Source organism: Pseudomonas sp. AC112 (assembly GCF_979253545.1).
Genome location: NZ_CEEDCM010000001.1, coordinates 3658889 through 3678286, shown reverse-complemented (window position 1 = coordinate 3678286; position 19398 = coordinate 3658889). Strand labels below are relative to the sequence as shown.

Annotated in this window: 23 protein-coding genes; 13 read left to right on the top strand and 10 right to left on the bottom strand. The window is 61.0% G+C overall.

Annotated elements, in window-relative coordinates; translation table 11 throughout:
- Positions 1 to 419 precede the first annotated feature (419 nt).
- Positions 420 to 1874, top strand: a complete 1455-nt coding sequence (locus AC0IYN_RS16980; RefSeq protein WP_078049982.1) for a TrkH family potassium uptake protein — start codon at positions 420 to 422, stop codon at positions 1872 to 1874.
- Here the strand turns inward: AC0IYN_RS16980 and AC0IYN_RS16975 are convergent.
- The gene (locus AC0IYN_RS16975; protein WP_406598760.1) at positions 1831 to 2889 is read right to left on the bottom strand and encodes an AraC family transcriptional regulator; all 1059 of its coding nucleotides are present in this window, start codon (positions 2887 to 2889) and stop codon (positions 1831 to 1833) included. The genes AC0IYN_RS16980 and AC0IYN_RS16975 overlap by 44 nt on opposite strands.
- Before the next feature lie 160 nt (positions 2890 to 3049).
- On the opposite strand from AC0IYN_RS16975, the gene AC0IYN_RS16970 reads away from it, so the two are divergent.
- From AC0IYN_RS16970 to AC0IYN_RS16955, 4 genes are all read left to right on the top strand, one after another.
- Positions 3050 to 3361 carry an Mpo1-like protein gene (locus AC0IYN_RS16970; protein ID WP_471842346.1) on the top strand — a complete coding sequence of 104 codons (312 nt, stop codon included), beginning with the start codon at positions 3050 to 3052 and terminating at the stop codon, positions 3359 to 3361.
- A 147-nt stretch (positions 3362 to 3508) separates the two neighbouring features.
- Positions 3509 to 3637 carry a hypothetical protein gene (locus AC0IYN_RS16965; RefSeq protein WP_256581662.1) on the top strand — a complete coding sequence of 43 codons (129 nt, stop codon included), beginning with the start codon at positions 3509 to 3511 and terminating at the stop codon, positions 3635 to 3637.
- A gap of 74 nt (positions 3638 to 3711) precedes the next feature.
- Complete coding sequence (locus AC0IYN_RS16960; protein WP_406598758.1) at positions 3712 to 3894, top strand: hypothetical protein; 183 nt, start codon at positions 3712 to 3714, stop codon at positions 3892 to 3894.
- 107 nt (positions 3895 to 4001) lie between these two features.
- Positions 4002 to 5198, top strand: a complete 1197-nt coding sequence (locus tag AC0IYN_RS16955) for an MFS transporter (RefSeq protein WP_406598757.1) — start codon at positions 4002 to 4004, stop codon at positions 5196 to 5198.
- Here AC0IYN_RS16955 and arfB read toward each other — a convergent pair.
- Both arfB and AC0IYN_RS16945 read right to left on the bottom strand, forming a co-directional pair.
- Entirely contained in the window at positions 5195 to 5608 is a 414-nt protein-coding gene (gene arfB / locus AC0IYN_RS16950; RefSeq protein ID WP_016975416.1) for an alternative ribosome rescue aminoacyl-tRNA hydrolase ArfB, read from the bottom strand. The genes AC0IYN_RS16955 and arfB overlap by 4 nt on opposite strands.
- Before the next feature lie 109 nt (positions 5609 to 5717).
- Positions 5718 to 7139 carry an amino acid permease gene (locus tag AC0IYN_RS16945; protein ID WP_406598756.1) on the bottom strand — a complete coding sequence of 474 codons (1422 nt, stop codon included), beginning with the start codon at positions 7137 to 7139 and terminating at the stop codon, positions 5718 to 5720.
- 638 nt (positions 7140 to 7777) lie between these two features.
- Here AC0IYN_RS16945 and AC0IYN_RS16940 point away from each other — a divergent pair.
- Together AC0IYN_RS16940 and AC0IYN_RS16935 are read left to right on the top strand one after the other, a co-directional pair.
- On the top strand, positions 7778 to 7915 hold the full coding sequence (locus AC0IYN_RS16940; RefSeq protein WP_003175756.1) for a hypothetical protein: 138 nt from the start codon (positions 7778 to 7780) through the stop codon (positions 7913 to 7915).
- 73 nt (positions 7916 to 7988) lie between these two features.
- Positions 7989 to 8948: a M29 family metallopeptidase gene (locus AC0IYN_RS16935; protein WP_471842345.1), complete on the top strand. Its 960-nt coding sequence runs from the start codon at positions 7989 to 7991 to the stop codon at positions 8946 to 8948.
- A 124-nt stretch (positions 8949 to 9072) separates the two neighbouring features.
- On the opposite strand, the gene AC0IYN_RS16930 is transcribed toward AC0IYN_RS16935, so the two are convergent.
- From AC0IYN_RS16930 to AC0IYN_RS16900, 7 genes are all read right to left on the bottom strand, one after another.
- Complete coding sequence (locus AC0IYN_RS16930; RefSeq protein ID WP_471842344.1) at positions 9073 to 10002, bottom strand: tyrosinase family protein; 930 nt, start codon at positions 10000 to 10002, stop codon at positions 9073 to 9075.
- A gap of 185 nt (positions 10003 to 10187) precedes the next feature.
- A complete protein-coding gene (gene rluB, locus AC0IYN_RS16925; protein WP_025858414.1) occupies positions 10188 to 11399 on the bottom strand; it encodes a 23S rRNA pseudouridine(2605) synthase RluB in 1212 nt (403 codons plus the stop codon).
- Between the two features lie 144 nt (positions 11400 to 11543).
- Positions 11544 to 11735: a DUF1289 domain-containing protein gene (locus AC0IYN_RS16920; protein WP_406598753.1), complete on the bottom strand. Its 192-nt coding sequence runs from the start codon at positions 11733 to 11735 to the stop codon at positions 11544 to 11546.
- A gap of 148 nt (positions 11736 to 11883) precedes the next feature.
- Positions 11884 to 12816, bottom strand: coding sequence for an SMC-Scp complex subunit ScpB (gene scpB, locus AC0IYN_RS16915; RefSeq protein WP_406598752.1), 933 nt, complete (start codon positions 12814 to 12816; stop codon positions 11884 to 11886).
- 12 nt (positions 12817 to 12828) lie between these two features.
- Complete coding sequence (locus AC0IYN_RS16910) at positions 12829 to 13527, bottom strand: segregation and condensation protein A (protein ID WP_164365898.1); 699 nt, start codon at positions 13525 to 13527, stop codon at positions 12829 to 12831.
- A 120-nt stretch (positions 13528 to 13647) separates the two neighbouring features.
- Positions 13648 to 14277 (bottom strand): L-threonylcarbamoyladenylate synthase, encoded by a 630-nt coding sequence (locus AC0IYN_RS16905; protein ID WP_016975422.1) that lies wholly within the window; start codon positions 14275 to 14277, stop codon positions 13648 to 13650.
- 13 nt (positions 14278 to 14290) lie between these two features.
- Positions 14291 to 15154: a PHP domain-containing protein gene (locus AC0IYN_RS16900; protein ID WP_406598751.1), complete on the bottom strand. Its 864-nt coding sequence runs from the start codon at positions 15152 to 15154 to the stop codon at positions 14291 to 14293.
- Positions 15155 to 15241: 87 nt separating this feature from the next.
- Here AC0IYN_RS16900 and AC0IYN_RS16895 point away from each other — a divergent pair, with 87 nt between their 5' ends.
- From AC0IYN_RS16895 to AC0IYN_RS16870, 6 genes are all read left to right on the top strand, one after another.
- Complete coding sequence (locus AC0IYN_RS16895) at positions 15242 to 15838, top strand: septation protein A (protein WP_078049991.1); 597 nt, start codon at positions 15242 to 15244, stop codon at positions 15836 to 15838.
- Position 15839: 1 nt separating this feature from the next.
- Positions 15840 to 16139: a YciI family protein gene (locus AC0IYN_RS16890; RefSeq protein WP_015885584.1), complete on the top strand. Its 300-nt coding sequence runs from the start codon at positions 15840 to 15842 to the stop codon at positions 16137 to 16139.
- Positions 16140 to 16245: 106 nt separating this feature from the next.
- A complete protein-coding gene (locus AC0IYN_RS16885) occupies positions 16246 to 16653 on the top strand; it encodes an SH3 domain-containing protein (RefSeq protein ID WP_099494295.1) in 408 nt (135 codons plus the stop codon).
- A 7-nt stretch (positions 16654 to 16660) separates the two neighbouring features.
- On the top strand, positions 16661 to 17338 hold the full coding sequence (locus AC0IYN_RS16880) for a response regulator transcription factor (RefSeq protein ID WP_003193803.1): 678 nt from the start codon (positions 16661 to 16663) through the stop codon (positions 17336 to 17338).
- A gap of 145 nt (positions 17339 to 17483) precedes the next feature.
- On the top strand, positions 17484 to 17948 hold the full coding sequence (locus AC0IYN_RS16875; protein WP_032890971.1) for an LTXXQ domain protein: 465 nt from the start codon (positions 17484 to 17486) through the stop codon (positions 17946 to 17948).
- A 68-nt stretch (positions 17949 to 18016) separates the two neighbouring features.
- On the top strand, positions 18017 to 19360 hold the full coding sequence (locus AC0IYN_RS16870; RefSeq protein WP_406598750.1) for a sensor histidine kinase: 1344 nt from the start codon (positions 18017 to 18019) through the stop codon (positions 19358 to 19360).
- The last annotated feature ends 38 nt before the right edge of the window (positions 19361 to 19398 follow it).

Sequence of the window (19398 nt, the reverse complement as noted above, 5' to 3'; positions counted from 1 at the left end):
TTTGATCTTAGGCGCCCCGTCAAACACGCTGGCCGGAATTCGACAGGGATTTGGGGGGTAAACCGGCAGGGATGCCGGTTTAGCCGCCCCGCGCCATGGATGGCGCGTGGCGGCGGCCCCCCAAATCCCTGTCGGATTACGGGCACACAGAGCCTAGGCGAGGTGCCGAGTGTTGGGGCAAGAGCGTTTTGCTTACTTTTGCGCTTTTCAAAAGTGAGCCGCCGTAAGGGCGGAACCCATAGTAGCCGTTACCCACATAACGGATATGTACCCGGTCTGCCCCCCCCCTGGTTGCCTGTCAGGCCGCCTTCGCAGGCAAGCCAGCTCCCACATTTGAACCGTGTCACCTCGGACACCCCGGTTTACAAGACCTGCACCGCAGGTAGAATGGCGCCACCCTCAACACCCGAGCTCACTTCATGGCGTTGCCGACCCTACGTATCATCGGTTTCATCATCGGCATCTTCCTGATCACCCTAGCGATCGCCATGGTCGTGCCTATGGCCACCCTGGTGATCTTCGAACGCACCAGCGACCTGCCCTCGTTCCTGTGGGCCAGCATGATTACCTTCCTCGCGGGCCTGGCCCTGGTGATTCCCGGCCGTCCCGAGCATGTGCACCTGCGCCCGCGGGACATGTACCTGCTGACCGTGACAAGCTGGGTGGTGGTGTGCATCTTCGCCGCGCTGCCGTTCCTGCTGACCCAGCACATCAGCTACACCGACTCGTTCTTCGAAAGCATGTCCGGCATCACCGCCACCGGCTCCACGGTGTTGAGTGGCCTGGACACCATGTCACCGGGCATCCTGATGTGGCGTTCGCTGCTGCACTGGCTGGGGGGCATTGGCTTTATCGGCATGGCGGTGGCGATCCTGCCACTGCTGCGTATCGGTGGCATGCGCCTGTTCCAGACCGAATCCTCCGACCGCTCGGAAAAGGTCATGCCCCGCTCCCACATGGTGGCGCGGCTGATCGTGGCGGCCTACGTGGGTATTACCATCCTCGGCAGCCTGGCGTTCTGGTGGGCCGGCATGGGCTTGTTCGATGCGATCAACCACGCGATGTCGGCGATCTCGACCGGCGGGTTCTCCACTTCGGATGAATCCCTGGCGCACTGGAAACAGCCCGCGGTGCACTGGGTGGCGGTGGTGGTGATGATCCTCGGCAGCCTGCCGTTCACCCTGTATGTGGCCACGTTGCGCGGCAATCGTCGGGCGCTGATCAAGGATCAGCAGGTGCAAGGCTTGCTCGGCTTGTTGCTGGTGACCTGGCTGGTACTCGGCACCTGGTACTGGTGGACCACCAATCTGCACTGGCTGGACGCCCTGCGCCATGTGGCGCTGAACGTCACATCGGTGGTGACCACCACAGGTTTTGCGCTGGGCGACTACAGCCTGTGGGGCAACTTCTCACTGATGCTGTTCTTCTACCTGGGTTTTATCGGTGGATGTTCGGGTTCTACCGCGGGCGGCATCAAGATCTTCCGTTTCCAGGTTGCCTATATCCTGCTCAAGGCCAACTTGAACCAACTGATTCACCCGCGCGCGGTGATCAAGCAGAAGTACAACGGTCACCGCCTCGATGAAGAAATCGTGCGTTCGATCCTGACGTTTTCGTTTTTCTTCGCCATCACCATTTGCGCCATCGCCCTGGCCCTGTCGCTGCTGGGCCTGGACTGGATGACCGCCTTGACCGGCGCCGCCAGTACCGTGTCCGGTGTCGGCCCGGGGCTAGGGGAAACCATCGGCCCGGCGGGCAACTTCGCCAGCCTGCCGGATGCGGCTAAATGGATTCTGTCGCTCGGTATGCTGCTGGGCCGACTGGAGATCATCACAGTCTTTGTGCTGTGCATTCCGGCGTTTTGGCGTCACTGACAGCCGGCGCTTCCAGCAACCGCGCCCGGTATTCGCCGGGCGTGGCATCGAACCAACGACGAAACGCGCGAAAGAAGTTGCTCGGGTCGGCAAAGCCCAGCAGGTAGGCGATCTCCAGCAGCGTCATGCTCGGCTGCGCCAGGTACTGCTCGGCCAGTTCACGGCGGGTGTCGTCGAGCAGGGTCTGGAAGCTGGTGCCCTCTTCCTGCAGGCGCCGTTGCAAGGTGCGCTGGGACAGGTGCAACGTCTGGGCCACCACCTCACGCTTGGGCTCGCCCTGGGGCAACAGGCGACACAACACTTGGCGCGCCTTGTGGGTCACGCGGCTTTCCGAGAAACGCGCCAGGTATTCACCGGCAAATCGATCATGCAGCAGGGCCATGGCTTCATTGGCCGTGGGCAATGGCGCGTCCATGTCCGCCTGTTCGAAAATCAGCGCGTCATAGGGCGCATTGAATTCCAGCGGCGCATGGAAGGCTTGTTTATAGGGCGCCAGGTCTGCCGGTTGCTCACCTTGCAACACCACCTTGCGCGGCTGCAGGGTACGGCCGGTCAGCCAGCCACACAGGGCCAGGGCGCTGGCCAGCGAGGCTTCGGCACTTTGGCGGGTGGGGGGCAGATGATCACCGTGCACCGTCAGAATCAGCGCATAACCTTCGGGGACCAATCGGAAACTCAGGTCGGCACTTTCGGCGATGATCCGCTGGTAGCGCACCAGGCGCATAAAGCCCTCGGCGAGGGTATTGCTGGACATCAGCGCGTAGCCGGCCACATGAAACGACGCCGGGCGCACCACTTTGCCCATGTTCAGGCCGATCGCCGGGTTGCCCGACACCTCCACCGCCCGTTGCCATAGCCGGGTCATGGAGTCTTGCGGGAACCGCGCATCCGGGTCATTGAGGGCGGCGTAGTCGAGGCCGAGTTGCTTGAACAAGACGCGGCAATCCAAGCCGTCCATTTCCAATGCCTTGACTATCCCCATCGCCCAGCTTGCAGAAGTTGTTCGTTCGCTCATGGCGTCTTCTTAAAAAAGCAGGCTCAAACGGCAGCCAGGAGGCCAAGGATACTAAAGTGGCATCTATTGTCACTGGCTGTTACCACTGATCACTCTAGACTTAAATAAGCTCCCCGCCGAACATCTGTTGGGCGGCATAACAATCAAAGGGCCGTTCACCGTGGAAAACGTCAGGCGATTCAATAGCTTTGCTGAGTTCTACCCCTATTACCTGGCCGAGCACGCCAACAGCACCTGCCGGCGCCTGCATTTTATCGGCACCACGCTGGTGATCGGCATTTTGGCCTATGCCATCGGCAGAGGTTCGTTGGGCTTACTGATTGCCTTGCCGATTGCCGGCTACAGCTTTGCCTGGATCGGGCACTTTTTCTTCGAAAAGAACCGCCCAGCGACCTTTCAGCACCCGTTCTACAGCCTGCTGGGGGATTTTGTGATGTACCGCGACATGATTCTGGGCAAGGTACCGTTTTAGACCGGCGGCCGTTTTAAGGATGAAAGTTCATACATCCGTCGACATAAAAATCTTTTTGTCATTTGCAGTGCTGTATCCTGCCAAGGCTTTTTGAGAGCGCGGAATCACCTGCGATTGAAAAAACAGACCTTGCGAGGAGCGACGACGATGCACGAAATACCTAATCTCCCCTTCCCAAGCCTGCACCCTACAGAGCAGCCAACACCGCAGCAGGCCAGCGACAAACAGCCTGAGGCCAAAGAAGCCAAACCAGTCGACAGCGAAAGCCAGGACTGACGCCGTACCAGACCGTGTGGAAAGCGCAACGTTGAGCGCTTTCCACACTGCCTGAATTCATCGAGACGCCCACCATGACCGATACCCTCCCCGACAATCCGGACACTGCCGTACTCGACGCTGCCCTGCAGATGGTCGACGTGTGGAACCGCCTCAGCCCAGACAAACAAGCCGCACTGCTCAAGCGCTTCGGCACCCAGGAAAACGCCTTGGCCGCCCTGGTGACCACCCGATTGATCACCCCCACACAGCCCTGATGCGCTGTTGATCGACCGTTTTTTTTAGTTTTAGCCGCACGGCCCGGCCAAAGCGCCGGTATCATTAGCAGCCTATCTTTACCTGCTGCGACAGTGGACCTCTCCCCATGCCAGATACCCAGCGCCCCATGGCGGTCACGCTGCAAGTTGTTTCCATCGTGTTGTTCACCTTCATCGGCTACCTGAATATCGGCATTCCCCTGGCCGTGTTGCCGGGCTATGTCCACAGTGAGCTGGGCTACGGTGCGGTCATTGCCGGCCTGGTGATCAGCGTGCAATACCTGGCCACCCTGCTGAGCCGCCCCTATGCGGGCAAAATCATCGATAACCTGGGCAGCAAGCGCGCTGTGCTGATCGGCTTGGTCGGGTGTGGCCTTAGCGGTGTGTTCATGCTGCTCGCGGCGTGGTTCTCGAGCCTGCCCGCGTTGAGCTTGGGCAGCCTGCTGATCGGCCGCCTGGTGCTGGGCAGCGCTGAAAGCCTGGTGGGCTCGGGCGCCATCGGCTGGGGCATCGGCCGGGTCGGTGCGGCGAATACCGCCAAGGTCATCTCCTGGAACGGCATCGCCAGCTATGGCGCGCTGGCCGTCGGCGCGCCGTTGGGCGTATTGCTGGTGAGAAATTTCGGGCTGTGGAGCATGGGCGTCAGCATCATCCTGCTGGCGGTCGTCGGCCTGTTGCTGGCGTGGAACAAAGTCGCCGCGCCGATTGTTGCCGGTGTGCGCCTGCCCTTCATGAATGTGCTGGGCCGGGTACTGCCCCACGGTTGCGCACTGGCGCTGGGGTCCATTGGCTTCGGCACCATCGCCACGTTCATTACCCTGTATTACACCACCCAGCATTGGGACAACGCGGTGTGGGCCCTGAGCCTGTTCGGCGCCAGTTTTATCGGTGCGCGGCTGCTGTTCGGTAATTTGATCAACCGTATCGGCGGGTTTCGCGTGGCGATTGCCTGCCTGTCGGTGGAGATCCTCGGCCTGCTGTTGCTGTGGCTGGCACCGGACGCAAACCTGGCCCTGGCCGGTGCGGCGCTGAGCGGGTTCGGCTTTTCCCTGGTGTTTCCGGCCCTGGGCGTCGAAGCCGTCAACCTGGTACCAGCCTCCAGCCGCGGCTCGGCGGTGGGCGCCTACTCGCTGTTCATCGACCTGTCGCTGGGCATCACCGGCCCACTCGCCGGGGCCGTGGCGGCAGGCTTCGGCTTTGCCTCGATCTTCCTGTTCGCCGCCCTCGCCGCCTTCGGTGGGTTGCTGCTGAGCCTGTACCTGTACCGCCAGGCCCCCAAGGCCCGCGAAGCACGCGGCGACTAGAAGTCGACCTTGCCGCGCCCGGCCTTGATACTGCCGCGTTTGGTCTTGGATTCGAGGCGACGCTTTTTCGAGCCCAGGGTCGGCTTGGTCGGGCGGCGCTTCTTCTCCACCTTGGTGGCACTGAGGATCAACTCCACCAGTCGCTCCAGCGCATCCGCGCGGTTCTGCTCCTGGGTCCGATATTGCTGGGCCTTGAGCACCAGCACGCCCTCGCTGGTGATACGACTGTCGCGCAGCGCCAGCAAGCGCTCCTTATAGAACTCGGGCAGCGACGACGCCGGGATATCAAAGCGCAGGTGCACCGCACTCGACACCTTGTTGACGTTCTGCCCACCCGCACCCTGGGCGCGAATGGCGGTCAGCTCGATCTCGGCATCGGGCAGGTGGACGTTGTTGGAAATCACCAGCATGGGCAGCGGGATCCTCTGTGGGGGCAACCAAGGATACGCGAATGCGCGCGCCCATTCCTGAAACAACAAACCCGGCGCAAGGCCGGGTTTGGTTTATCTCACGCACACCTCACTTCACTGTTGGAGCAGCCACCTCGAAGGCTCGCTGCGCACCGCGCTTGTTCTTGATGCCGTAACACACCCACATGAACGCCACCCACACCGGGATCGCGTACACCGACACCTGGATGCCCGGAATCATCAGCATGATCACCAGGATAAACACCACGAACGCCAGGCACACATAGTTGCCGTACGGGTACCAGAGCGCCTTGAACAACGGCACCTGGCCGGTGCGGTTCATGTGCTGGCGGAACTTGAAGTGCGAGAAGCTGATCATTGCCCAGTTGATCACCAATGTGGCCACCACCAGGGACATCAGCAGTTCCAGCGCGTGTTGCGGGATCAGGTAGTTCATCAGCACGGCAACCAGGGTGATGGCCGCCGAGGCGAGGATGGAACGCACGGGCACGCCGCGCTTGTCGATCTTCGCCAGGGCCTTGGGCGCATCGCCCTGCTCGGCCATGCCTAGCAGCATGCGGCTGTTGCAATAGGTGCCGCTGTTGTACACCGACAGCGCCGCCGTCAGCACCACAAAGTTGAGGATGTGCGCGGCGGTGTTGCTGCCGAGCATCGAGAATACCTGCACAAACGGGCTGCCGCTGTAGGCGTCGCCGGAAGCGTTGAGGGTCGCCAGCAGGCTGTCCCACGGCGTCAACGACAGCAGCACGACGAGCGCGCCGATGTAGAAGATCAGGATGCGGTAGATCACCTGGTTGATCGCTTTCGGGATCACGGTGCGTGGCTGGTCGGCTTCGGCTGCGGTGAAACCAAGCATCTCCAGGCCGCCGAAGGAGAACATGATGATCGCCATGGCCATCACCAATCCGCCGACGCCATGGGGGAAGAAACCACCGTGGTCCCACAGGTTGCTCACCGACGCCTGCGGCCCGCCGCTGCCGCTGACCAGCAGGTAGCTGCCCAGGGCAATCATGCCGACGATGGCCACCACCTTGATGATGGCGAACCAGAACTCTGCCTCACCGAAGACTTTGACGTTGGCCAGGTTGATCAGGTTGATCAGCACGAAGAACGCCGCGGCCGAGACCCAGGTCGGGATCTCCGGCCACCAGTAGTGCACGTATTTGCCGACAGCGGTCAGCTCCGACATGCCCACCAGGATGTACAGGATCCAGCAGTTCCAGCCCGACAGGAAGCCAGCGAAACCGCCCCAGTACTTGTGGGCAAAGTGGCTGAAGGAACCGGCGACCGGCTCTTCGACGATCATTTCGCCGAGCTGGCGCATGATCATGAAGGCAATGAAGCCGCAGATCGCATAGCCCAGGATCATTGACGGACCGGCGGACTTGAGCACCCCGGCCGAGCCGAGGAACAGGCCGGTGCCGATGGCGCCACCGAGGGCGATCAACTGGATATGCCGATTTTTCAGGCCGCGTTTCAGCTCGCCTGAAGAGGAATGGGGTCCACTCATGAAAAGGGTCTCACGCAAGGTTTGAGGATGTTGACTGCAGGTTGCTGCCTTGAATTACCGACTCAAGCAGCGCCGCTCAAACCCCAGCGCAGGCACCAGGAGTACAGCGTCTTTCTAACGGTCATGCGTCACCTGTTTGTTTTTATCTGTGACGAAATCGAACCCGTCCGGCTCGTGGCCAGGCGGAGTGATCAGGGTGGATAAACCCCGAGGTCTTGGCCTTTTGCGTGGTTACGCAAGGGGGTCACAGTAAAACGCGGCGGATTGTACACCGCTCGACAGCTTGAGGGCGCCCTCGAAAGAAGCGTGCGACGATCTGTCAGGTAATCCTTACAGAGCTGGATCGACCAATAATGTCGCCATTTACTCGTAAATTAATCGTTACAGCACGGAAAATTAACGTTACAGCCATGATCTCGATAAAAATTGGCGGTAGGAAATTTCCGAAAGATTAGTCGCGCCAGTTCCCTGTATTTATTCAAGAAATAGCCCGCCCAAAAAAACAGAACAAAAAATCCAAATGAAACCGTGTCAATAAAAATTTTGCATTTTGAAACACTCTCTCCTAGGTTCTTCCCACTTGCCAGCGAAGCCCGTTGGTAAGCCGTTCTCAAACAACGTCCTCTAGGAGATACACCATGCAAGCACTGGAAAACGACCTGGAAACCGAACTGCAACTCGACGATTGGTTTGAAGCGCCGACCCATGAGGCCGCCGTTGAAATGATGCAAGCCGATGCCGTTGTGCCTTTCGGCACTGCGATGTGGCCATTCTAATAACCGGCAGGCATTCGGCAGGTGCCGTGCACGGCACCTGCCCCCTTACCCAAGGCACAGAAGGAAGTACGTCATGGACAAGGCCCGCGCCGTCGAACACTTTCTCTACTACCTCGCACACCACCCGGCCCTCAACGGCTTGAGCCGCCCCACCGTGCTGCTGGGCCATACCGAGCGCTACGACGCCATCGCGCAGGCGATCACCCACAGCAGCGCCGCCCGTTTCAACTTCCAGCTGCAGCGCCTGGACCTGGCTGCCAGCGCCACCCTGGCCGAGGCCATCGAGGCCTGCGACCTGTACCTGTTTCTCTACGATTCCTCGACCTTGCCCAACCCACGCGCCGAAGGCCCGGACTTTATCCGCGCCCTGCAAGGCGTGATGGCCGAGCACTGGAAAAAGTCGCTGCTGTTCAAGGATTACGGTGACTACTTCTACGACACCTTCAGCGTCGAACCCCAGCGCATTGCCGACCTCAATGCCACGCTGATCCGGCGCATGTCCCAGGCCCAGGTGTTGAGCTTTACCGACAAGCATGGCTCACGCCTGGAAGCGCCAATGAGCAGCATCAAGAAGTGGACAAACATCAACGGCGTCGGCAACCACGACCTGGCCCCTGGCGAGATCGCCACTCACAGCGAAGCCATCAATGGCCAGGTGAGGTTTGTCGGTACCTTTCTCAGCACCATCCCGTTTGCGCGCAAATATGGCGTGCTGGCGTCACCGCTGGAGCTGTGGATCGAGAACTCGACCATCTGCAGCGTAGCCAGTGACGTACCGGGGCTGGCGGATGATTTCAATAAGTACCTGAACGCCAACCCGTCGAACCGGCGTGTGGAAGAACTGGGGATTGGCACCAATGAAGGCGTGAAGGACCTGTATGCGCGCAATGCCGGGTTTGAGGAGCGCCATTGTGGATTGCACCTGGGCCTGGGGGGCGGGCAGAAAGGCAGCCATCACCTGGATTTGATCTTTGCCAGCGGGGTGTTGGCGCTCGACGACAGGCCGGTGTTTGATGGGACTTTTGCGTTCTGATCAGTGGAGTGAAAATGATGCAGGTCCAACGCTTGGGCTGTTGCAGATAGCGATGCCCCAGCCGGCTAAGGCACCGCTATCGCTGGCCCGCGCGTTTGCAGGCGCAGGCTGATCTCAAATAGGATCAGGCATCTGGCTGGGGTGCCTGGCAGACCGGTACTGGCGCACAGGGAGGTATGGTTTTCGAGGTAAATAGACCATAGGTGTAGTCCAGGTCTTCAGAGTTGACCACCTGTTCAACAGTCCATTCACCTGGCCAAGGCGCAATATCGGACTGCGCGTGGAAAACCAGCGTGGACCGCAGGTCGAACCCGGGCACATCCGATACCGGTAGATACGGTATAGACGTAGGGTGCTGGCGTTTCCAGCGCTCCCACAGCAGATCAAGATAACAATGGTGCAGGAAAAATACCGGATCGTTGGGCGAAGTAGGCAGGGACATGTTCCCGCCCACCCACCGGTGCACGGGATCATGCAGCACGCCTTCGCAAAAATTGACCCAAGTGTCCGGACCTGGTCCATAGGGGGTCTTGGACAAGGCCATCAGCACCTGTTCGGAGTCTGGCAAGTGCGCGCCAGGTTCAGTGCCCAACTCGCGGCGCAGCCCCGCATTGCCCAATTCCATATCCCACAGGCGAATCTCAAACCGCTCGCCCTTAAAGGCGAATGGACCTGAAGTCACGCGCTGATCTTGAGCGCTGTCACCATTACCGCCCAAAAAGCTAGACGTGAACGGATTGCTTGGGCCATCCATCGACCAGTCCCAAAACGGTAGGGTAAGCGTCATGTCGCCAACGGCGCGTTGCAAGTCCTGCTCAAATTGGCGCAAAAATACGCGGTGCCAAGGGAAAAATAGTGGAGAGCGATGCGGCATTGGCATGAAAGCCCCGGGACCGCCCATAGCGCTGCGGTGCACTTGCACATAATCGTCATAGCGGTTTTGACGTCCAGGACGCAGTACGCTGTTGACGTCGTTTTTCAACACCAGGATGGCCTCGACCAACGTATCTTTCTGTTCGCGGGTCATAAAGCGGTGATTGATGCGGATGTCCATGTCTGTAACCTCGGGCAACACGTGAAAGGAGCCCACAATCTAGTGCGCCCTTCTTGAAAGCCGGTGGTAGCGGGTTACCCAATACAGGGCACTGATCACCAAGCAAACGAGATCCCGACACGTGTGCCCAGGCAAAAAAAAAACGCCAACCCGAGGGTTGGCGTTTTTGTGCAGCGCTTAGCGTATCACTGCGGCTTTTTGCGACCAAAACCTGGGCGCTGACCCGAACCGGCCGGGGCGCCACGGCGCTTGCCCGATGGCTCGTCCGCGACCAGTTTCGGGCCAGGGCGTTTGTTCGCTGCTGGCTTGGCTGGACGCTTGGTACTGGCGTTATCCGCTGGGCGATCGGCTTCACCGCGGTTGCTGCGACCACCCGACGGCGCAGGACGCGGCGCACGTGGCGCACGCTCGCCTTCCTGGCGCGACGGCGCGGTTGGGCGACGCTCACCTTCAATCTGCGGTTCACGGGAAATACGACCGCCGGTCGCCGGTGCATTCAGCGCCGGGCGCAGGGTGCGGGCAACCCGTTCGGTGCGCGCCACAGGGCGCGACGATTTACGCTGCATACGCTCAAGCTTGTCTTTGCTCTTGGCGTTCATCTGCGGCATAGCGACGGGCGTCAGGCCGACTTCGGCGCTGAGAATGTCGACTTCGTACTGGCTCATTTCGCGCCAGCGGCCCATCGGCAGGTCGGAGTTGAGGAACACCGGACCGAAACGCACGCGCTTCAGGCGGCTGACCACCAGGCCCTGGGATTCCCACAGGCGACGTACTTCACGGTTACGGCCTTCCATTACCACGCAGTGGTACCAGTGGTTGAAACCTTCACCACCGGGCGCTTGCTTGATGTCGGTGAACTTGGCCGGGCCGTCTTCCAGCACCACGCCAGCCTTCAGGCGCTCGATCATCTCATCATCGACTTCACCACGTACACGCACGGCGTACTCGCGGTCCATCTCGTAGGACGGGTGCATCAGGCGGTTGGCCAGCTCACCGTCGGTGGTGAACATCAGCAGACCGGTGGTGTTGATGTCGAGCCGACCGATGTTGATCCAGCGGCCTTCCTTCGGCTTAGGCATCTTGTCGAACACGGTCGGACGGCCTTCCGGGTCGTCACGGGTGCAGATCTCGCCATCGGGCTTGTTGTACATGATTACGCGGCGCACCGATTCGGCGGCCTCTTCACGCTTGATGACCTTGCCATCGATGGTGATTGCATCGTGCAGGTCGACGCGCTGGCCGAGGGTGGCCTCGACGCCGTTGACCTTGATGCGCTTCTGGGTGATCCAGGCTTCGACGTCGCGGCGCGAGCCCACGCCGATACGCGCCAGCACCTTCTGCAGTTTTTCGCCTGCTGGGCCGATTTCCTGGCTGTCGTTCTGGTCTTTGTCATTCATCTTAAGCACCTCCCGGTGGGTCGATTCAGGCGTGGCCTGAAGAATATTGAAAGCGGGGCTTTGGCCGAATAGCTCGGCAAAGGGTCGCGAATCATACGCGCATGACGCGCGTTGCGCATCACAGACTAGTCGATAAGCGCCAAGTCATTTGCTTTTCCGCCGACCGGTGGCGCCCAGGGCCAGCAATCGCAGCTCGGCTTCGGCCAGGACGCTGCGCTTGTCGGCTTTGTCGAGTTTCTTCCAGGCGCGGATCTCGCGCTTGCTGCGGCCGCAGCCGACGCAGATGTCATCGCTGAATTTGCAGAGGCTGATGCAGGGGTCTTTGGTGGAACTCATGTTTTGTCCCTGACACTGGAGATCAAAATGTGGGAGCAGGCTTGCTCGCAAATGCGGTGTATCAGCTTGCAGATGCATTGACTGAGCCACCGCATTCGCGAGCAAGCCCGCTCCTACAGGGGGTTTAGCAGTGTTTGGAAATATCGCGTCAGTCTTCGAACTGGCGGCGCTCGGCCTCGATGGCTTCGGCCAGGGCCCGGGCTTCGTCTTCTTCGTCGCTCAAAGGCGGTTGTTCAAGAGCGGCAACGGCGGCGAGGAGTTTTTCGCGGGCCTCAGCAACGCCAAGGATGTCTTCCTCTGGCTTAGCTTCTGCTTCGACTTCAGGCTCAGCCTCAACGTTCGGTTGAGTTTCAGGTTCGGCGACGCCGTCACGCAGCAGGTCATCGAAGTCAGTCTTGATGCCCTGTTCCATGTCGTCCAGTTCCAGCAACAGCGTATGGAAACTGGTCTCGTCCTTCGGTTCTTCCGGCTCGGCGGTGGCGTCGGCCAATTCCTGCAGGCTCGCGGGCACCGGGGCGTCGTCGAAGTCCAGCACCGGCTCGGCCTCCATCTCGCGCAGTTCGGCCAGCGGCGGCAGGTCGTCGAGGTTTTTCAGGTTGAAATGGTCGAGAAACACCTTGGTGGTGGCAAACATCGCCGGTTTGCCGGGCACGTCGCGGTAGCCGACGATGCGGATCCACTCGCGCTCCAGCAGGGTCTTGACGATATGGCTGTTGACCGCCACGCCCCGTACGTCCTCGATCTCGCCCCGGGTGATCGGCTGCCGATAGGCGATCAGCGCCATGGTCTCCAGCATCGCCCGCGAATAACGCTGCGGGCGCTCTTCCCACAAGCGGCCAACCCACGGGGAAAATTTCTCACGGATCTGCAGGCGATAACCCGACGCCACTTCGCGCAGTTCAAAGGCGCGGCCCTCGCAGGATTTGCGCAGGATCTCCAGCGCCTTCTTGAACACCGGCGGCTCGGGCCGCTCGGCCTCTTCAAAGAGTTCGAACAGGCGCTCCAGCGACTGCGGTTTACCCGAGGCCAGTAGGAAGGCTTCCAGCAGCGGCGCCAGTTCGCGGGGTTCAGTCAGATTCATCGATTCAGCTCTTTATTCGGCTCGCGCCCGCACGTGGATAGCCGCAAAAGGCTCATTCTGGACCAGCTCGACCAAGGACTCCTTGACCAATTCAAGGATCGCCATAAAGGTCACCACCACCCCCAGGCGCCCCTCTTCGGCGGTGAACAGCTCGACGAACGGCACGAACCCACCGCCCTTGAGGCGTTCCAGCACGTCGCTCATGCGCTCGCGGGTGGACAGTGCTTCACGGCTGACCTGGTGGCTTTCAAACATATCGCCCCGGCGCAGCACCTCGGCCATGGACATCAGCAATTCTTCCAGGCTCACGTCCGGCAGCAACTTGCGCGCGCGGGCTTCAGGCGCGTCGAGTTTCGGCACTACGACATCGCGGCCCACACGGCTCAAGCCGTCGATGCCTTCGGCGGCGGCCTTGAAGCGCTCGTATTCCTGCAGGCGACGGATCAGTTCCGCGCGCGGGTCGTCTTCTTCGGCTTCCACTGTCTCCGAGCGCGGCAGCAACATGCGCGACTTGATCTCGGCGAGCATGGCGGCCATCACCAGGTACTCGGCGGCCAACTCCAGGCGCACCGACTGCATCAACTCGACATAGCCCATGTACTGACGGGTTATTTCCGCCACCGGAATGTCGAGGATGTTGATGTTCTGTTTACGAATCAGGTACAGCAGCAAGTCCAGCGGGCCTTCGAAGGCTTCAAGGAAGACTTCCAGCGCGTCCGGCGGAATGTAAAGGTCCAGGGGCATTTCCATGACCGCCTGGCCATACACCATGGCAAACGGCAGTTCCTGCTGGGCGCCCGCCTGGCTGTCGACGGTTTCCACGGCCGACATTCAGGCCTCGACCATGAACGGGGCCGGGTCGCCGCAACCCACGCGGATCACTTCGGGTTCACCGTCGGCCAGGTTGATCACGGTGGAGGCTTTGTTGCCGCCGTAGCCACCGTCGATGATCAGGTCGACATGCTTTTCCAGCAGGCGGCGCATTTCGTAAGGGTCGTACAACGGCTCATCTTCGCCCGGCATGATCAGCGACACGCTCATCAAAGGCTCACCCAGCTCTTCGAGCAGCGCCAGGGCGATGGGATGTTCCGGTACCCGCAGGCCAATGGTGCGCTTCTTGGGGTGCAACAGCAGGCGCGGCACTTCCCGGGTGGCGTTGAGAATAAAGGTGTAGGGGCCCGGCGTGTGGGCCTTGAGCAGGCGGAAGGTGCCGGTATCGACCTTGGCGAACAGCCCGAGTTGGGACAGGTCGCTGCAGATCAGCGCGAAGTTGTGCTTGTCGTCCAACTGGCGCAGGCGTCGTACACGCTCGACCGCGCCCTTGTCGCCGATCTGGCAACCGATGGCGTAGGACGAATCAGTTGGGTAGATCACCACGCCGCCGGCGCGAATGATCTCGACGGCCTGTTTGATCAGGCGCGCCTGGGGGTTTTCCGGATGAATCTGGAAGAATTGACTCACGTGTTCTACCTGTTCAGACGGTGGCAATAATGGGGTCATGCTTGAATCGCCCCCACAAGAGCGGCAAGTCTTCCGGGACCGCGCGGTACTCGCCGATCTCGGACCAGCCGCCTGGGCCATGAAAATCACTGCCGGCGCTGACCAGCAGACCAAATTCGCGAGCAAGAATCGCCAGGCTGCCGACCTGTTCGGCGGGTTGATGCCCGTTGACCACTTCGATTGCGTGGCCACCCGCTCCAATATAGTCGGCAATCAGCTTGCGGCGCTTGCTGCGGGTGAAATCGTAATGCCAGGGGTGGGCCAGGCTCACCCAGGCACCGGAAGACCGCAGGGTCCCGACGGTGTCTTCCAGGGTCGGCCAATGTTGCTTCACATCGCCCAACTTGCCGGCGCCCAGCCATTTGCGAAAGGCTTCGGCGCGATCTTTGACAAACCCTTCGCGCACCATCCAGTCGGCAAAGTGCGGCCGGGCCGGCGCATTGCCGCTGTCGCCCAGCTCCTGCTGGATGGCGCGGGCGCCTTCGAGGGCGCCGGGCATGCCTTTAAGGCTGAGCTTGCGGCTTATTTCTTCGGACCGCAGCCAGCGGCCATCGTGCAATTGGGCAATGGCCGCGACCAAAGGCGCGGCTTGCTGATCGAAACCATAGCCGAGCACATGAATGGTGGCGCCGCCCCAGGTGCAGGACAATTCCACGCCGTTGACCAGCTGCATGCCTAGACTGTGGGCCGCGCCCCGGGCCTCGTCGAGGCCTTCGAGGGTGTCGTGGTCGGTCAACGACAAGACTCGCACGCCTTTTTCAAACGCACGCGCAACCAGTACCGCGGGCGCCAGGGCGCCGTCGGAGGCCGTGCTGTGGCAGTGCAAATCAACATTCACGGGGATGTGTAACCTCAAGTCAGCTGGCGCTTTCGCTACCAAGGATGTTTGTTATTATGCCGCCACATCCAGCTTCTGGCTCTTACTGTGAAACAATTCATCGACTTCATCCCGCTGTTGCTGTTTTTCATCGTCACCAAACTCGACCCCAGGGTCATCGAAATTGCCGGTCACGAGCTGTCGTTCGGAGGCATCTACAGCGCCACCGCCGTACTGATCATCAGCTCCATTGTCGTCTACGGCGCCATCTTCATCTCCCAGCGCAAGCTGGAAAAAAGCCAATGGCTGACCCTGGTCGCGTGCCTGGTATTCGGCGGCCTGACCCTGGCCTTCCACAGCGAAACCTTCCTCAAATGGAAAGCACCGGTGGTGAACTGGCTGTTCGCCCTGGTCTTTATCGGCAGCCACTTCATCGGTGACCGCCTATTGATCAAGCGGATCATGGGCCATGCGCTGACCCTGCCGGACCCGGTGTGGACACGCTTGAACGTAGCCTGGATCGTGTTCTTCCTGTTCTGCGGCGCGGCCAACCTGTTCGTGGCCTTTACCTTCCAGGACTACTGGGTCGACTTCAAAGTGTTCGGCAGCCTGGCCATGACCGTGTTATTCCTGGTCGGCCAAGGTATCTACCTGTCACGCCACCTGCATGACGCCGCCCCTACCACGCCTAAGACCGAGGACTGACATGCTCTACGCCATCATTGCCACCGACGTTGCCAACTCGCTGGAAAAACGCCTGAGCGTGCGCCCGGCCCATGTCGAACGCCTCAAGCAGTTGCAAGCCGAAGGCCGCATCGTGCTGGCCGGCCCGCACCCGGCCGTGGACAGCAATGATCCGGGCGATGCCGGTTTCACCGGTAGCCTGATCGTCGCCGAGTTCGCCTCCCTGGCCGACGCCCAGGCCTGGGCCAAGGCTGATCCTTATGTTGCGGCGGGCGTTTACGCCGATGTCGTGATCAAGCCGTTCAAGCAAGTCCTGCCTTGATTCCGGCCGCGCCGAACCTAATCGGTTCGGCGTACTGCTAATTGCTCATTATTCTCGGTAACCTGCCGACAACGTTCTGAATATTCGTGTGGAATCAGGAGTTCCGATGCGCTTACGTCAGTTGTGTCTGTTGGCAGTGGTAATGATCGGGGCTACGGCCCACGCTGAAGAAACCTCGAACACCGGCAGTTCCACGCCCCTGTCCTTGAGTGCCGGCGCCCAAATCACCGAGTTGCAGCAACGTTTGAAAGAAAGCGAACGCCAGCGTGAAGAATTGAGCAAGCAACTGCAAAGTGCGGATGCTGCCCGCGAAAGCGCCCAATTGAGTCGCCTTCGCCAAGAGAACCAACGCCTGGCCCAGCAACTCAAAGAGACACAGGGCGGTGCCTTGACCCGATGGCTGACCGAGCAACAACAGTGGTTCGTCACCGGCGGGGCCGTCGCACTGATCGCCCTGCTGTGCGGGATCTTCGCCAGCGGTGGGCACCGTCGCCGTCGACAATGGCTAAATTGAGTGAGTCATGAGCGAGCTGTTACTGATAGATGATGACCAGGAGCTCTGCGAGCTGCTGACCAGTTGGTTGAGCCAGGAAGGCTTCCAGGTGCGTGCCTGCCATGACGGCTTGAGCGCCCGCAAAGCCTTGGCCGACAGCGCCCCGGCCGCGGTGGTGCTCGACGTGATGCTGCCCGACGGCAGTGGCCTGGAGTTGCTCAAGCAATTGCGCAACGACCACCCGGAGCTGCCGGTGCTGATGCTCTCGGCCCGTGGCGAACCGCTGGACCGCATCCTCGGCCTCGAACTGGGCGCCGACGATTACCTGGCCAAGCCCTGCGACCCACGCGAGCTGACCGCCCGCCTGCGTGCCGTATTGCGCCGCAGCCATCCGGCTGCCGTGTCGACCCAGCTGGAATTGGGCGACCTGTGCTTCAGCCCGGTGCGCGGCGTGGTCAGCATCGACGAGCAGGAGTTTGCCCTGACTGTTTCCGAAAGCCGCCTGCTGGAAGCCCTGCTGCGCCAGCCCGGCGAACCGCTGGACAAGCAGGAACTGGCGCAGATCGCCCTGGGTCGCAAGCTGACCCTCTACGATCGCAGCCTGGATATGCACGTCAGCAACCTACGCAAAAAGATCGGCCCACACCCGGATGGCCGGCCACGAATCGTGGCGTTGCGTAGCCGGGGCTACTATTACAGCCTCTGAAATCGGGAGCCCCGGGGCTCCTGGTTTTGTCAGCGCCCGCCCAATCGTCTTTACCCAAGCTTTACCCACACCTGACCGCCGCTGACCTTGATCTCCGTAATCTACTCACATCCGGACTCACCGGAATAGAGACAGGAGAATCACCATGCGCAAGACCCTTATCGCTTTGATGTTCGCCGCTGCCCTGCCCACCGTTGCCATGGCGGCAATGCCTGAAGGCCCAGGCCCGATGGGCGGCCCGGAAGGCCACATGATGGGTGGCCCGGGCCACGGCGGTGAACACGGTCCGCGTGGCAAAGGCGGCCCTTTCAGCCAACTGGACCTGAGCAAGGAACAGCGCCAGCAGATCGGCAAACTGATGGGCGACCAATGGCACGCTCGCAAAGACCTGACCAAGAAGTACCTGGACAAACTGCCAGCCGCTGACCAGAAAGCCATGCAGGACGAAATCGCCGCTGGCAAGCAGAAAACCCAGGCTGACATCCGCGCCGTGCTGAAACCCGATCAACAGAAGAAATTCGACGAGATCGTCAAGAAGCAAGAACAGCGCCGCGCCGAATGGAAGGAATTCCAGGCCTGGAAAGCGCAACAGCCGCAAAAAGCGCAATAATGCCCACGCGTTAACACTCCCAGCCCAGTGGCTCGCGCCGCTGGGCTTTTCCTGTTTGAGGGTTTCCTGTGCGTTCATTGTTCTGGCGCATCCTGGCCAGCTTCTGGCTGGCCATCGCCTTGGTTGCCGGGTTGTCGATCCTGCTGGGGCACATGCTCAATCAAGATGCCTGGATTCTCAGCCGCCACCCCGGCCTCAATAACCTGGCCGAAGAGTGGACTCAACTCTACGAAGCCCAGGGTGAGGATGCTGCCCAGGACTTGCTGCAACAGCGCAAACGCCAGTACCACATCGACGTGCAAGTGCTGAATGAAAGCGGCGAGCCGGTGGTGCGCGGCACCTTTCCGCGCCGCGCCGCCGCCTTCGAGGCGCGCCAGAATGACAGCCAGGACGGCCATCTGCCCTGGCGTCGCCTGACCGCCGAGTACACCAGCGAAAAGACCGGCGACACCTACCTGCTGATCTACCGCATCCCCCACCCGGAACTCGACGCCTGGCACCGCAGCAGCCTTTTGTGGCCGTTGAGCGCGTTGGCGATTGCGCTGGTGGTGCTGACCCTGTTCAGCCTGTTGGTGACACTGTCCATCACCCGGCCCCTCAGCCGTTTGCGTGGCGCGGTGCATGACCTTGGCCAGGCCACCTATCAGCAAAACAGCTTGGCGCGCCTGGCCAACCGCCGCGATGAATTCGGCGTGCTGGCTACCGACTTCAACCGCATGGGCGCCCGCCTGCAAAGCCTGATCGGCAGCCAGCGCCAGTTGCTGCGCGATGTCTCCCACGAACTGCGCTCGCCCCTGGCGCGTCTGCGGATCGCCCTGGCATTGGCCGAACGCGCCAGCCCCGAAGAGCGGGAAAAGCTCTGGCCGCGCCTGACCCGTGAATGCGACCGACTGGAAGCCTTGATCAGCGAAATCCTGGTACTGGCCCGTGTCGATGCCGACAACGCCAGTGCCGAAGAGGTCGACCTCACTTCCCTGCTCAAGACCCTGCAAAAGGACGCCCAACTCGGCGCGCCGGACCAGCTAGTGCAACTGAACGCCGACACCGACCTGCACCTCAAGGGCTGGCCGACCATGATCGAACGCGCGGTGGATAACCTGCTGCGCAATGCCCAGCGCTTCAATCCACAGGGCCAGCCGATTGAACTGCACGCCCAGCGCCAGGGTGATCGGATCCTGATCAGCGTGCGCGACCACGGCCCCGGCGTTGAGGACGAACACTTGAGCCAGCTGGGCGAACCCTTCTACCGCGCCCCCGGCCAGACCGCACAAGGCCATGGCCTGGGCCTGGCGATTGCGCGTCGCGCCGCCGAACGCCATGGCGGCAGCCTGATCCTCGCCAACCATTCCGACGGCGGTTTTGTTGCCAGTATCGACCTGCCGTTGGAACCTGGGGTTGCCACACCGGCCTGAGGATCTTCTATAGTGGCCCTTCTCTTACGGAGGGCTTT

What these genes read in the sequence shown, in the direction of transcription:
- AC0IYN_RS16875 (WP_032890971.1), top strand. Translation starts at nt 17,484, where the DNA reads ATGCGCAAGACCCTTATCGCTTTGATGTTCGCCGCTGCCCTGCCCACC.
- AC0IYN_RS16890 (WP_015885584.1), top strand. Translation starts at nt 15,840, where the DNA reads ATGCTCTACGCCATCATTGCCACCGACGTTGCCAACTCGCTGGAAAAA.
- AC0IYN_RS16880 (WP_003193803.1), top strand. Translation starts at nt 16,661, where the DNA reads ATGAGCGAGCTGTTACTGATAGATGATGACCAGGAGCTCTGCGAGCTG.
- AC0IYN_RS16945 (WP_406598756.1), bottom strand. Translation starts at nt 7,139, where the DNA reads ATGAGTGGACCCCATTCCTCTTCAGGCGAGCTGAAACGCGGCCTGAAA.
- AC0IYN_RS16975 (WP_406598760.1), bottom strand. Translation starts at nt 2,889, where the DNA reads ATGAGCGAACGAACAACTTCTGCAAGCTGGGCGATGGGGATAGTCAAG.
- scpB (WP_406598752.1), bottom strand. Translation starts at nt 12,816, where the DNA reads ATGAATCTGACTGAACCCCGCGAACTGGCGCCGCTGCTGGAAGCCTTC.
- AC0IYN_RS16980 (WP_078049982.1), top strand. Translation starts at nt 420, where the DNA reads ATGGCGTTGCCGACCCTACGTATCATCGGTTTCATCATCGGCATCTTC.
- AC0IYN_RS16940 (WP_003175756.1), top strand. Translation starts at nt 7,778, where the DNA reads ATGCAAGCACTGGAAAACGACCTGGAAACCGAACTGCAACTCGACGAT.
- arfB (WP_016975416.1), bottom strand. Translation starts at nt 5,608, where the DNA reads ATGCTGGTGATTTCCAACAACGTCCACCTGCCCGATGCCGAGATCGAG.
- rluB (WP_025858414.1), bottom strand. Translation starts at nt 11,399, where the DNA reads ATGAATGACAAAGACCAGAACGACAGCCAGGAAATCGGCCCAGCAGGC.
- AC0IYN_RS16965 (WP_256581662.1), top strand. Translation starts at nt 3,509, where the DNA reads ATGCACGAAATACCTAATCTCCCCTTCCCAAGCCTGCACCCTACAGAG.
- AC0IYN_RS16955 (WP_406598757.1), top strand. Translation starts at nt 4,002, where the DNA reads ATGCCAGATACCCAGCGCCCCATGGCGGTCACGCTGCAAGTTGTTTCC.
- AC0IYN_RS16935 (WP_471842345.1), top strand. Translation starts at nt 7,989, where the DNA reads ATGGACAAGGCCCGCGCCGTCGAACACTTTCTCTACTACCTCGCACAC.
- AC0IYN_RS16885 (WP_099494295.1), top strand. Translation starts at nt 16,246, where the DNA reads ATGCGCTTACGTCAGTTGTGTCTGTTGGCAGTGGTAATGATCGGGGCT.
- AC0IYN_RS16960 (WP_406598758.1), top strand. Translation starts at nt 3,712, where the DNA reads ATGACCGATACCCTCCCCGACAATCCGGACACTGCCGTACTCGACGCT.
- AC0IYN_RS16930 (WP_471842344.1), bottom strand. Translation starts at nt 10,002, where the DNA reads ATGGACATCCGCATCAATCACCGCTTTATGACCCGCGAACAGAAAGAT.
- AC0IYN_RS16920 (WP_406598753.1), bottom strand. Translation starts at nt 11,735, where the DNA reads ATGAGTTCCACCAAAGACCCCTGCATCAGCCTCTGCAAATTCAGCGAT.